The organism is Pantoea sp. 22096 (genome assembly GCF_052045955.1).
Classification (GTDB): domain Bacteria; phylum Pseudomonadota; class Gammaproteobacteria; order Enterobacterales; family Enterobacteriaceae; genus Pantoea; species Pantoea alfalfae.
Genome location: NZ_JBQEPW010000004.1, coordinates 95,673 through 108,660 on the forward strand (window position 1 = coordinate 95,673; position 12,988 = coordinate 108,660).

The 12,988-nt window shown below is 53.8% G+C and carries 11 protein-coding genes; 1 reads left to right on the plus strand and 10 read right to left on the minus strand.

The features are described 5' to 3' along the window. The first annotated feature begins 24 nt into the window (after nt 1-24). A complete protein-coding gene (locus ACTJKZ_RS15090; RefSeq protein ID WP_222924681.1) occupies nt 25-771 on the plus strand; it encodes an SDR family NAD(P)-dependent oxidoreductase in 747 nt (248 codons plus the stop codon). 55 nt (nt 772-826) lie between these two features. Here the strand turns inward: ACTJKZ_RS15090 and ACTJKZ_RS15095 are convergent, their stop codons facing one another. From ACTJKZ_RS15095 to rimP, 10 genes are all read right to left on the minus strand, one after another. Further along, nucleotides 827-2,740, minus strand: a complete 1,914-nt coding sequence (locus tag ACTJKZ_RS15095; protein WP_260059026.1) for a DEAD/DEAH family ATP-dependent RNA helicase — start codon at nt 2,738-2,740, stop codon at nt 827-829. Between the two features lie 16 nt (nt 2,741-2,756). Beyond that, complete coding sequence (gene yrbN, locus ACTJKZ_RS15100; protein WP_098053093.1) at nt 2,757-2,813, minus strand: protein YrbN; 57 nt, start codon at nt 2,811-2,813, stop codon at nt 2,757-2,759. 105 nt (nt 2,814-2,918) lie between these two features. Further along, a complete protein-coding gene (nlpI, locus tag ACTJKZ_RS15105) occupies nt 2,919-3,803 on the minus strand; it encodes a lipoprotein NlpI (RefSeq protein ID WP_161731844.1) in 885 nt (294 codons plus the stop codon). A gap of 129 nt (nt 3,804-3,932) precedes the next feature. Then, the gene (gene pnp / locus ACTJKZ_RS15110) at nt 3,933-6,068 is read right to left on the minus strand and encodes a polyribonucleotide nucleotidyltransferase (protein WP_440829796.1); all 2,136 of its coding nucleotides are present in this window, start codon (nt 6,066-6,068) and stop codon (nt 3,933-3,935) included. Nucleotides 6,069-6,378: 310 nt separating this feature from the next. Beyond that, nucleotides 6,379-6,648 (minus strand): 30S ribosomal protein S15, encoded by a 270-nt coding sequence (gene rpsO / locus ACTJKZ_RS15115; RefSeq protein ID WP_003851063.1) that lies wholly within the window; start codon nt 6,646-6,648, stop codon nt 6,379-6,381. 131 nt (nt 6,649-6,779) lie between these two features. Beyond that, complete coding sequence (truB, locus tag ACTJKZ_RS15120; protein ID WP_161731842.1) at nt 6,780-7,724, minus strand: tRNA pseudouridine(55) synthase TruB; 945 nt, start codon at nt 7,722-7,724, stop codon at nt 6,780-6,782. Continuing rightward, on the minus strand, nt 7,724-8,131 hold the full coding sequence (gene rbfA / locus ACTJKZ_RS15125) for a 30S ribosome-binding factor RbfA (RefSeq protein ID WP_033731320.1): 408 nt from the start codon (nt 8,129-8,131) through the stop codon (nt 7,724-7,726). The genes truB and rbfA overlap by 1 nt, the downstream gene beginning before the upstream one ends. Nucleotides 8,132-8,196: 65 nt before the next feature. Beyond that, nucleotides 8,197-10,890, minus strand: a complete 2,694-nt coding sequence (gene infB, locus ACTJKZ_RS15130) for a translation initiation factor IF-2 (protein WP_161731840.1) — start codon at nt 10,888-10,890, stop codon at nt 8,197-8,199. 17 nt (nt 10,891-10,907) lie between these two features. Beyond that, entirely contained in the window at nt 10,908-12,395 is a 1,488-nt protein-coding gene (gene nusA / locus ACTJKZ_RS15135; RefSeq protein WP_061061455.1) for a transcription termination factor NusA, read from the minus strand. Nucleotides 12,396-12,419: 24 nt separating this feature from the next. Further along, complete coding sequence (gene rimP / locus ACTJKZ_RS15140) at nt 12,420-12,872, minus strand: ribosome maturation factor RimP (protein ID WP_010251795.1); 453 nt, start codon at nt 12,870-12,872, stop codon at nt 12,420-12,422. Nucleotides 12,873-12,988: the final 116 nt, after the last annotated feature.

The following is a 12,988-nucleotide window of genomic DNA, read 5'->3' on the forward strand; positions in this document are numbered from 1 at the left end:
ATCATTACGGCGGAGAATGACATAATGAAAGCATTGCAGAATAAAATTGCACTGGTGACCGGCGCGTCCAAAGGCATTGGCGCGGCCATTGCCATCGCATTTGCCGCAGCGGGCGCGCGCGTCGTGGTCAACTATCGTCAGGACGAGGTGGGAGCGGCTGACGTAGTCAGCGATATCGTCACGCTGGGCAGTGAAGCCGTGGCGGTACAGGCTGATATCTCTCATCTGCGGGATGTGGAACGGCTGTTCGCCACAACTGCAGAGTGTTTCGGCGCACCGGACATTGTGGTGAACAATGCGGGCAGCTTTCATCACGGCGAGTTTGCGGCGCTGACGCAGGAGGAGATGCAGCAGCAGATCAACATTAACCTGCTCGGCACGCTGATGGTCTGTCAGCAGGCGATTCGTCATTTCCCCGCGCATGGCGGCAGCATTATCAATCTTAGTGCCCTGAACAGTAAAAACAGCACGCCGGGTTCCGTACTCTGGGCGGCCACCAAAGGCGCGGTGGATACCCTGACTCAGGGGCTGGCGCGCGAACTGGGCGCCAGGAATATCCGGGTTAACGCGCTGGCTCCTGGGATGATCCTGACCGAGGGATTACTGGCTGCGAAGAGGATGAGTCCGCAGCTCAAGGCACAGCTGCTGGCGGCTACCCCGCTGGGGCGTTTTGGTCTGCCGGAGGATGTAGCGCAGGTCGCGCTATTTCTGGCCTCTGAGGAGTCCGCTTATGTCAGCGGCGAGCGCGTCATGATCAGCGGGGGGGCCTGACAGGCATAAAAAAAGGGAAGCCAGCGGCTTCCCTTTTTATTACGACGTTAAGTCGTTATGCATCACGACGACGTGGAGCGGCAGCTGCGCCTTCTTCACGACGTGGACCACGGCTACCTTCACGGTTGAAAGTACGTCCACCGCCTTCACGACCACCTTCACGGCGTTCAGAAGAGAAGCGACGGCCACCTTCACGGTTAGCTGCGCCCGGACCGCTGCGACGCTCACCGCCAGCACCGGCTGGACGACGATCGCCACGGCCTTCGTTTGGCTGAGCATCACCCAGCAGCTGCATATTCATTGGTTTGTTCAGAATACGCGTACGGGTGAAGTGCTGCAGCACATCGCCTGGCATGCCTTTCGGCAGCTCGATAGTCGAGTGGTTACCGAACAGCTTGATGTTACCGATGTAACGGCTGCTGATGTCGCCTTCGTTAGCGATAGCGCCAACGATGTGACGAACTTCAACACCATCATCACGGCCTACTTCGATGCGGTACAGCTGCATTTCGCCAACGTCACGACGTTCGCGACGTGGACGATCGCCATCACGGCTGTCACGTGGGCCACGATCGCTACGCGCTTCACGGCTGTCACGACGGCCATCACGCTCGTCACGATCGCGGTATTCACGACGTGCAGGACGTGGTGCTTCTGGTGGCAGAATCAGAGGACGTTCGCCCTGTGCCATCTTAAGCAGTGCGGCGGCGAGCGTTTCCAGATCCAGTTCATCTTCCGGCTGCATTTTAGTCAGCAGAGCACGGTACTGATCCAGATCGCTGCTTTCCAGCTGCTGCTGAACTTTAGCGGCAAACTTGGCCAGACGACGCTCACCCAGCAGTTCTGCGTTAGGCAGTTCAACTTCAGGGATAGTCAGCTTCATCGTACGTTCGATGTTGCGCAGCAGACGACGCTCGCGGTTCTCAACGAACAGCAGCGCACGGCCAGCACGACCAGCACGACCGGTACGACCGATACGGTGAACGTAAGATTCTGCATCCATCGGGATGTCGTAGTTCACAACCAGGCTGATACGCTCAACGTCCAGGCCACGGGCCGCAACGTCGGTTGCAATCAGGATGTCGAGACGACCATCTTTCAGGCGCTCCAGCGTCTGCTCACGCAGAGCCTGGTTCATATCACCGTTCAGCGCGGCGCTGTTGTAGCCACTACGCTCCAGTGCTTCTGCCACTTCCAGCGTTGCGTTTTTAGTACGCACGAAGATGATGGCAGCATCAAAGTCTTCTGCTTCCAGGAAGCGAACCAGTGCATCTGTTTTACGACCGTAAGCGGTCCAGTAGCTCTGGCTGATATCAGGACGCGTTGTCATACTTGACTGGATACGCACTTCCTGTGGATCTTTCATGAAGCGTTTGGTGATGCGACGAATCGCTTCCGGCATGGTTGCAGAGAACAGTGCAGTCTGATGACCGGCTGGAATCTGAGCCATGATGGTTTCAACGTCTTCGATGAAGCCCATACGCAGCATTTCATCAGCTTCATCCAGCACCAGGCCGCGCAGGTTAGAGAGTTCTAACGTACCGCGTTTCAGGTGGTCAAGCAGACGACCAGGGGTACCCACAACAACCTGTGGTCCCTGACGCAGAGCGCGCAGCTGCACGTCATAACGCTGGCCGCCGTAAAGGGCAACCACGTTCAGGCCACGCATGTGCTTAGAGAATTCGGTGATTGCTTCAGCAACCTGTACCGCCAGTTCGCGGGTCGGTGCCAGCACCAGGATTTGCGGTGCTTTAACAGTCGGGTCGATGTTGTTTAACAGCGGCAGAGAAAATGCCGCTGTTTTACCACTCCCGGTCTGCGCCATGCCTAACACGTCACGGCCCGCCAGCAGGTGAGGAATACACTCAGCCTGGATTGGGGATGGCTTTACGTAGCCCATGCCATTCAGTGATTCAAGGATGTCGGCGTTCAGGCCAAGGTCAGCAAAAGTGGTTTGAATATCAGTCATGTAGTACACGTGCCTCTTAGATTGCGGCGGCCAGTCTACATAACTCGTCGTGAAAACTTTCAGTCATTTTCATCAAAAAGTGTGAACCGGCTCAAATTAGAAGTTTTGACGAACAGAAAAGCCTTCATCCTTTAAGATGATGACTTAACAGGTTTTACAGGCAAATTAAGTTCGTCAGCTATTGCTGGTCAGATTCTGATAAATCGTCTTGTGCCTGGCCGAGTTGCGCCAGTTCCAACAATGCGTATCGGTGTTCAACAAAGTTGTTAACGTTGTTGGCCACCGCCAGTTTGAACAACGCTTTCGCGTCGTCCTTCTCCCCCAGACTTAGGTAGTACTTACCTAAATAGAAGTTGGTTTCACTGAGATGTTCAGCGAGCGAGGTGTTATCCGTTGCGTCCGCCTTGAGACTTTCCATCAACGTTTTCTCGTTGATATCTCCAAGGTAGAACTCGACAATATTCCATCCCCATTGGTCTCTGACCGCTTTGTCGTGACGCTGTTTAAGCGCGACTTTTGCCTTGTCGACATCCATCTCACGTTCAACGAGATAGAGCCACAGACTGCGGAAAGGATCGTTAGGATCGTCTTGATAAAACGCCAGCAGATCATCTTGCGCTAACTTGTATCGACCGCCGTAATAGAGGGCGATACCACGGTTTAAATGCGCATAGTTGTAAGTTGGATCAAGCTCAAGTACAGAATCAAACGCTTCATAGGCGGCATCAAAGTTGCCCGCCTGCGTTAAATATATGCCTAAGTAGTTAAACACTTCGGGCATATCTGGTCTTATAGACAGCGCTTGCGAAAAATCGTTCCGCGCTAATGCCCGCAGACCTAAACTATCATACAACACTCCGCGCTCATATAACAGCTGTGCGCGTTCATCATCGGTGAGAGCGCGACTGGCAAGAATTTGTTCCATGCGCGCCAGTATCACTTCCTGCTGCAGTGTGGGCTGTAAAGGCACTGCAAGAACGTCGTTCTTACGCCAATTGGAGTTGCTGCATCCTGCCAGCGTCAAAGCTGTCGCAACAAAACACCAGCGCAGAAAAGGCTTCATTTCCCACTCCCGAATACAAACATTGGGATAACCATCCTGTCATCCGCCTGCTGTGCACAAGGATTCCCGCCCTCGCGATGATACAAACGCCCCTCTCTGCCAGGCAAAGAGGGGCAAATCAGCAACGACTTATTCAGCGTCAGGCGTGGCCACCGCTGCAGCTTCTTCAGTCTGCGGCTTAGATTCTGTCGCTTCTTTGATGCTCAGGCGTACGCGACCCTGGCGATCAACTTCCATCACCTTAACCGGCACTTCCTGACCCATCTGCAGGTAGTCAGTCACTTTCTCAACGCGCTTATCAGCGATTTGTGAAATGTGAACCAGACCTTCTTTACCGCCGCCGATGGCAACAAAGGCACCGAAATCAACGATACGGGTCACTTTACCACTGTAAATGCGGCCCACTTCGATTTCTGCAGTGATCTCTTCAATACGACGAATGGCTTCTTTCGCTTTCAGACCATCGGTCGCAGCGATTTTCACGGTGCCGTCATCTTCGATTTCAATCGTGGTGCCGGTCTCTTCGGTCAGTGCACGAATCACTGAGCCGCCTTTACCAATCACATCTTTGATCTTGTCAGAGCTGATTTTGATGGTGTAGATGCGCGGTGCAAATTCAGAAATCTCAGTACGCGGTGTGCTGATAGCCTGTTCCATTACGCCCAGAATGTGCAGACGCGCACCCTTGGCCTGGTTCAGGGCTTCCTGCATGATTTCACGCGTGATGCCTTCGATTTTGATGTCCATCTGCAGCGCGGTGATACCTTCACGGCTACCGGCTACCTTGAAGTCCATGTCGCCCAGATGATCTTCGTCGCCCAGGATGTCAGACAGAACCACAAACTTCTCATCTTCTTTCACCAGACCCATCGCGATACCGGCAACGGCGGCTTTGATTGGCACACCTGCATCCATCAGCGCCAGTGAGGCACCACAGACAGAGGCCATTGAAGAGGAGCCGTTTGATTCGGTGATTTCAGACACGACGCGAACGGTGTAAGGGAAATCTTCCGCTTTAGGCATTACCGCTAACACACCGCGCTTCGCCAGACGACCGTGACCAATCTCACGACGCTTCGGCGAACCGACCATGCCGGTTTCACCGACAGAGTATGGAGGGAAGTTGTAATGGAACAGGAAGCTGTCGGTACGTTCGCCCATCAGCTCATCCAGGTTCTGCGCATCACGGGTAGTACCCAGCGTTGCCGTAACCAGTGCCTGCGTTTCACCACGGGTGAACAGTGATGAACCGTGAGTACGTGGCAATACGCCAGTACGCACGTCCAGACCGCGGATCATATCTTTTTCACGGCCATCGATACGTGGCTCGCCATTCAGGATGCGGGTACGAACAACGGTTTTTTCGAGGCTATGCACGATGTCGCCGATTTCTGAACCATCCAGCGTTTCATCTTCAGCCAGCAGCGCAGCAATGGTTTCGTCTTTGATGACGCCAACCTGCGCGTAACGCTCCTGCTTGTCAGTGATGCGGTAAGCATCACTGATGCGCGCTTCTGCCAGGGCAGCAACACGAGAAATCAGCGGGGTATTGGCGGCTTCTGGCTGCCAGTCCCAGCGCGGTTTGCCTGCTTCAGCAACCAGGGCATTGATGTTTTCGATAACGATCTGCTGCTGGTCATGGCCAAAGACCACGGCGCCCAGCATCTGCTCTTCTGACAGGATCTCAGCTTCAGATTCAACCATCAGAACGGCATTCTGCGTACCGGCAACAACCAGATCCAGACGAGACTGTTTCAGCTCATCTGCGGTTGGGTTCAGAACATATTGATCGTTGATGTAACCTACACGTGCAGAGCCAATCGGGCCATTGAACGGCAGACCAGAAAGCGCCAGTGCAGCAGAAGCACCGATCATCGCAACGATGTCTGGATGAACCTGTGGGTTGACAGACACCACGGTGGCAATAACCTGGACTTCGTTAACAAAGCCTTCCGGGAAAAGTGGACGAATCGGGCGGTCAATCAGACGCGAAATCAGGGTTTCGCCTTCGCTTGGACGGCCTTCACGACGGAAGAAGCTGCCTGGGATACGACCAGCAGCGTAAGTACGCTCCTGATAGTTCACGGTCAGTGGGAAGAAGTCCTGACCTGGTTTAGATTTTTTCTGACCTACAACAGTGACGAACACTGCAGTATCGTCCATGCTCACCATCACAGCGGCTGTCGCCTGGCGAGCCATCATGCCGGTTTCCAGCGTGACGGTATGTTGACCATATTGGAATTTGCGTACGATCGGATTCAGCAAAATCAAAGTCCTTAACTTCGGGGCAGGGCTATCTGTAGCCTGCCATTGATTACCAATCTTCAGCTGCATCCTCGCGACTAATGACAACCCTCGACCGCCCCTGCGGTAAAGCCTCTCATTAGCCGCGCGAAATTCTGCAAACTAAAGATCACACTAAGCAACAATACATCAGTTTGGCCCGGATTGCTGCCGATTGCTCGAAAAAAGGGGCCATAAAGGCCCCCTCTTCACGAAACTCGCACAAATCTGATCGTAAGCTGCACACAGTGCAAAAGTCCGCATAATGCCCCGACGATCAGATTCTTCAGACTTAGCGACGCAGACCGAGACTTTCGATCAGGCTGCTGTAGCGTGCAACGTCTTTACGCTTCAGGTAGTCCAGCAGCTTACGACGCTGTGATACCATGCGCAGCAGACCGCGGCGGCTGTGGTGGTCTTTTTTGTGCTCAGAGAAGTGACCCTGCAGATGGGTAATCTGCGCGGTCAACAGGGCAACCTGAACTTCAGTTGAACCGCTGTCGTTAGCACCACGGCCATATTTAGCAACGATCTCTGCTTTAGCTTCTACGCTTAGAGACATAATAAACTCCAGTAATAAATGAATGTATGGGTGCCGATCTCTAATTCAGCATCCCGCTTTAAAGCCGCGCTATTCTACTCTGCGCCTGATAGCAACGCAAATGCCCCATCAGCGAAAAGTGAACGCCTGGCTTAATCCTGATACTCAACCACTAAACGACGTGGCGCAAGACGGCCATCATCGGCAATTTCTGCCATACCGATAAACTTACGCGCTTCGCCTTCCGATACTCTGACCAGCCCCTGCGCAGGCGCGTTGCTGGCCTGTACCGGCTGTCCCTGACGGAAAAAATCTGCCACGGCGGGCGGGATATTCACTTCAGGGAAATCAGAGGCCGGGCTGTCCATCGGCAACAACAGCGGATCGAGCTGCGTTTCCAGTGGGGTGCCCGCTTCTGTGGCTTCCGCCAGCAGCGTGTTGAGCTGTTCCAGCGTCACCATCCGTTCATACGGATAACGGGCAACCTGTACACGTCGCAGCATGATGACATGCGCACCGCATCCCAGCTTTTCACCCAGGTCATCGATGATGGTACGGATATAGGTGCCTTTGGAGCAGTGAATTTCCAGCTCCAGCTCATTATCCTGCCAGCGAATAAATTGCAGCTCATAGACCGTGATGGGACGCGGTTCACGCTCAATCACAATGCCCTGACGCGCATATTCATACAGCGGACGACCCTGATGCTTCAGCGCCGAAAACATCGATGGCACCTGCAGCGTATCGCCGCGGAAGCTCTCAAGGGCGCTATCCAGATCGACCTGACTGAAGCTGACCAGACGCGTCTGCACGATATTGCCATCCGCATCTGACGTGTCAGTGCGCTCGCCCAGTCGGGCAATCACACGGTAGCGTTTGTCGGAATCGAGCAGATACTGCGAAAACTTGGTCGCTTCACCCAGGCAGATTGGCAACATGCCGGTGGCCAGTGGATCAAGCGCGCCGGTATGGCCTGCGCGATTAGCGTTAAAGATACGCTTCACTTTCTGCAGGACATCATTCGACGAAACGCCTTGTGGCTTATCCAGCAACAACACGCCATGGACGTCGCGACCGCGACGACGCGGACGACTCATTACGCCTCCTCGTCATCGCCGGTGGCATCCGGACCACGGCGCTCTGCATCGTTCTTAACGACGCTGGTGACGAGGTTAGACATGCGCATCCCTTCGACTAACGAGTTATCGTAGAAGAACGTCAGCTCAGGCACGATACGCAGACGCATCGCTTTGCCGAGCAGAATGCGAATGTAGCCTGACGCTTCTTTCAGCGCTTTCAGGCCATGCTTGATCGCATCTTCATCTTTGTCGTTGAGGAACGTAACGAACACTTTTGCGTAAGCAAGATCGCGTGACACTTCAACGCCGGATACGGTGACCATCATGCCAAGGCGCGGATCTTTAATCTCACGCTGCAGGATCATCGCGATCTCTTTTTGCAGCTCTTGTGACACGCGCTGCGGGCGACCAAATTCTTTCGCCATCATTATTTCTCCCAAATAATTCGGGAGGCCAGAGGCCTCCCAAATTGCAACACATCAGCAGTCTATTACTCGATGGTGCGTTTAATTTCGATGATTTCAAACACTTCGATCATATCGCCAACGCGAACGTCGTTGTAGTTCTTCACGCCGATACCGCACTCCATGCCGTTACGCACTTCGTTGACGTCATCTTTGAAGCGACGCAGAGATTCCAGCTCGCCTTCGTAAATCACCACGTTGTCACGCAGGACACGGATTGGATTGTGACGTTTGATGTTACCTTCCGTCACCATACAACCGGCAATCGCGCCAAACTTCGGTGATTTGAACACGTCGCGCACTGCAGCCAGACCAATAATCTGCTGTTTGTACTCTGGTGCCAGCATGCCGCTCATCGCTGCTTTAACTTCGTCAATCAGGTTATAGATGACAGAGTAGTAGCGTAGATCCAGGCTTTCTGCGTCAATGACGCGACGCGCAGAGGCATCGGCACGAACGTTGAAGCCAAGGAGGATGGCGTTAGAAGCAGCCGCCAGGGTTGCATCGGTTTCGGTAATCCCGCCCACGCCTGAACCCACAATCTTCACCTTCACTTCGTCGGTGGAGAGTTTCTGCAGGGAATCAGAGATGGCTTCCACAGAACCCTGAACGTCGGCTTTCAGAACGATATTCAGTTCAGACACTTCGCCTTCGGTCATGTTAGCAAACATGTTTTCGAGCTTAGATTTCTGCTGGCGAGCCAGTTTAACTTCGCGGAATTTGCCCTGACGGTAGAGCGCAACTTCACGTGCTTTCTTCTCGTCACGTACCACAGTCGCTTCATCACCTGCAGCCGGCACGCCGGACAGGCCCAGAATCTCAACCGGGATAGAAGGACCCGCTTCCATGACTTCGCGACCCAGTTCGTCACGCATTGCACGAACACGGCCATATTCGAAACCACAAAGAACGATGTCGCCTTTATTAAGCGTACCTTCACGAACCAGCACGGTAGCAACCGGACCACGACCTTTGTCGAGGAACGATTCAATCACCACGCCGCTCGCCATACCTTCACGGATAGCCGTCAGTTCCAGAACTTCTGCCTGCAGCAGGATTGCGTTTAACAGGTCGTCAATGCCGGTACCCGCTTTCGCAGAGACATTTACGAACATGTTTTCGCCGCCCCACTCTTCCGGAATGATTCCGTACTGAGTCAGTTCGTTTTTAACACGATCCGGATCCGCTTCTGGCTTATCGCACTTGTTCACGGCAACCACAACCGGCACTTTAGCGGCTTTGGCGTGTTGAATAGCTTCGACAGTCTGTGGCATCACGCCATCGTCTGCGGCAACCACCAGGATAACGATATCTGTCGCCTGTGCACCACGTGCACGCATCGCGGTAAACGCGGCGTGGCCCGGGGTATCCAGGAAGGTGACCATACCGTTGTCGGTTTCGACGTGGTAAGCACCAATGTGCTGTGTAATACCGCCCGCTTCGCCAGAGGCGATTTTAGTGGAACGGATATAGTCCAGCAGAGAGGTTTTACCGTGGTCGACGTGGCCCATGATGGTCACAACCGGCGCACGAGACTCCTGTGCCGCATCGGTATCACGATCGTCCATTACCGCTTCTTCCAGCTCATTCTCACGACGCAGGGTCACTTTGTGGCCCATTTCTTCGGCTACGAGCTGTGCAGTTTCCTGATCGATGACCTGGTTGATAGTCGCCATGGCGCCCATCTTCATCATCGCTTTGATGACCAGAGAACCTTTCACCGCCATTTTGTTCGCCAGTTCGGCTACGGTGATGGTTTCGCCAATCACAACATCGCGGTTAACGGCCTGCGCTGGCTTGTTGAAGCCCTGCTGCAGTGCGCTAGGTTTGCGATGCTTACCGCCTTTACCGCCACGAACCTGCGCACGCGCTTCTTCACGGTCAGTTTTGGCTTCGGAATGTTTGTTGCCTTTTTTCGCCGGACGCGCAGCTTTAGCAGTAGTACGCGCACGCGCACGGCCTGCTTCAACCTGACGGTCGTTTTCGTCTTCTGCCTGACGGGCGTGGGTCGAAGTGGTGACGTGATAGTCGCCTTTATCCTCTTCTTCCGGTTTTTCCCATTCAGCTGATTTCTCTTCAGCCAGACGGCGGGCTTCTTCGGCTACGAGGCGGGCAGCCTCTTCAAGCTTACGGCGGGCTTCTTCTTCAGCTTTACGCTTCAGTTCAGCAGCTTCAGCTTCGCGACGGGCTTTGTCTGATTGCGCAGCCCTGGTCACTTCGTCGGTAGGTTGATTTGTCACTTTGTCATTTTCCGCTGCTGCACGTTTGGCCTTATCAGCGGCTTCGCGCCTGGCTTTATCTTCGGCTTCACGTTGCGCTTTCTGTTCAGCTTCGCGACGGGCTTTTTCTTCAGCCTCGCGTTGCGCCTGCTCTTCCGCTTCACGCTGCGCCTCGGCTTCAGCTTCTGCCTGAGCTTGCTCAGCCTCTGCATCACCCTTCACATAGGTACGCTTTTTGCGGACTTCGATTTGCACCGACTTACTTTTACCCCCGGTGCCTGGAATATTCAAGGTGCTGCGCGTTTTACGCTGCAGCGTCAGCTTAGCTGAACCGACCTGACCGTGTTCACGGTTCAGATGAGATAGTAAGGTTTCTTTCTCTTGCTGGGTCACCGCGTCATTTTCAGACTTAGGGATTCCCGCATCAGCAAATTGCTGTACCAGGCGATCGACCGGAGTCTGAATTTCTGCGGCCAGCGATTTTACGGTTACATCTGTCATGCTGTTCCTTCCTGTTATTACGCGTCATCGCCGAACCAGCAGATATTACGTGCGGCCATAATCAGCGCGCCGGCCTGTTCATCAGACATGCCTTCAATATCCGTCAGATCGTCAACACCTTGCTCAGCGAGATCTTCCAGCGTGCAAACGCCTTTTGACGCCAGGCGGAACGCCAGCGCACGATCGAGGCCTTCAAGATTCAGAAGATCCGCAGCGGGCTCCTGATTTCCAAGACTCTCTTCTTTCGCCAGTGCCAGGGTGGTTAACGCATTTTTTGCTCGTTCACGCAGGGCTTCAATGGTCTCTTCGTCGAGGCCGTCGACTTCCAGCAGCTCGTTGATTGGCACGTATGCCAGCTCTTCCAGCGAGGAGAAGCCCTCTTCCACCAGTACGGTGGCGAACTCTTCGTCGATGTCGAGATGTTTAGTGAACATATCGATCGCTGCATGCGCTTCAGCCTGATGCTTAGCCTGCAGATCATCGACGGTCATCACGTTCAGCTCCCAGCCACTCAGCTGCGAAGCGAGACGCACGTTTTGGCCGTTACGGCCGATCGCCTGAGCCAGATTGCCAGCTTCTACGGCGATATCCATGGTGTGATTATCTTCATCAACCACGATTGATGCCACATCGGCCGGAGCCATGGCGTTAATAACAAACTGCGCCGGGTTATCGTCCCACAGTACGATATCGATACGCTCGCCGCCCAGTTCACTGGAAACCGCCTGAACACGCGCGCCGCGCATGCCCACACAGGCACCCACCGGATCGATACGTTTGTCGTTGGTTTTGACTGCAATTTTAGCGCGGGAACCCGGATCACGGGCAGCGGCTTTAATTTCAATCAGTTCTTCGCCAATTTCTGGCACCTCAATGCGGAACAGTTCAATCAGCATTTCCGGTTTGGAACGCGTCACAAACAGCTGCGCGCCACGCGCTTCCGGACGTACAGAGTAGAGTACGCCACGAATACGGTCGCCTGGACGGAAGTTTTCACGCGGTAGCATATCTTCGCGCAGAATGACCGCTTCGGCATTGCTGCCTAAGTCGAGGGAAATGTTGTCGCGGTTAACTTTCTTCACCACACCGGTGATGATTTCGCCTTCCTGCTCACGGAACTGATCAACCACCATCGCGCGCTCAGCTTCGCGCACTTTTTGCACGATAACCTGCTTAGCGGTCTGGGTAGTGATACGGTCAAAGGTGACCGATTCAATCTGATCTTCGACATATTCGCCCAGATTGAATGCTTCATCTTCGAAGCGGGCCGCATCCAGCGTGATCTCGCGCGTCGGCTGTGTCACCTCTTCTACGATTTCCCAGCGGCGGAAAGTATCGAAATCGCCACTGCGGCGATCAATGCTGACGCGTACTTCAATTTCCTGCTCGTACTTTTTCTTGGTCGCAGTCGCCAGCGCGCTCTCCAGCGCTTCGAAGATTTTCTCACGCGGCAGGGCTTTTTCGTTAGAAACGGCTTCTACAACAGCTAAGATCTCTTTGTTCATCCTGGTTAGCCTCAATCCGGACTTTTAAAAGTGGGGGACCAGGTTCGCTTTCTGAATATTACTCAGCGCGAACACTTCATCGCTACCCTCAACGTGCACCGTAATCATCTCGCCATCAACTGACTTGATGGTTCCCTGCCATTTACGGCGGTTCTGAACGGCCATACGCAACACCAGACTCACTTCTTCACCCATAAAACGGGTATAGTGTTCTGCGGTGAACAGAGGACGATCGAGTCCCGGTGAAGAGACTTCAAGGTTGTAAGGTACAGTAATCGGATCTTCAACATCCATTACCGCACTTACCTGGTGGCTGACATCGGCGCAATCATCGACATTGATGCCATCTTCACTATCAATATAGATGCGCAGGATAGATGTGCGACTACGAACGAATTCAATTCCAACCAGTTCGTAACCCAGCGCTTCTACGGGAGCCGATACCAACTCTGTCAATTTTTGCTCTAATGTGGACAAGCCCACCCCCAAGACATAAAAAAAGGGCCTATAGCCCAGTATTACGATTCGCTAATAACAAAAAACCCCGAATATTCGGGGCTTTTAGTCACTGGACCCTGTATGCCGCAACGCGG

Bases quoted from the DNA above. Each gene is read 5' to 3' on its own strand.
- ACTJKZ_RS15090 (WP_222924681.1), top strand. From the start codon at position 25: ATGAAAGCATTGCAGAATAAAATTGCACTGGTGACCGGCGCGTCCAAA.
- ACTJKZ_RS15095 (WP_260059026.1), bottom strand. From the start codon at position 2,740: ATGACTGATATTCAAACCACTTTTGCTGACCTTGGCCTGAACGCCGAC.
- nlpI (WP_161731844.1), bottom strand. From the start codon at position 3,803: ATGAAGCCTTTTCTGCGCTGGTGTTTTGTTGCGACAGCTTTGACGCTG.
- rpsO (WP_003851063.1), bottom strand. From the start codon at position 6,648: ATGTCTCTAAGCGTAGAAGCTAAAGCAGAGATCGTTGCTAAATATGGC.
- truB (WP_161731842.1), bottom strand. From the start codon at position 7,724: ATGAGTCGTCCGCGTCGTCGCGGTCGCGACGTCCATGGCGTGTTGTTG.
- rbfA (WP_033731320.1), bottom strand. From the start codon at position 8,131: ATGGCGAAAGAATTTGGTCGCCCGCAGCGCGTGTCACAAGAGCTGCAA.
- infB (WP_161731840.1), bottom strand. From the start codon at position 10,890: ATGACAGATGTAACCGTAAAATCGCTGGCCGCAGAAATTCAGACTCCG.
- nusA (WP_061061455.1), bottom strand. From the start codon at position 12,395: ATGAACAAAGAGATCTTAGCTGTTGTAGAAGCCGTTTCTAACGAAAAA.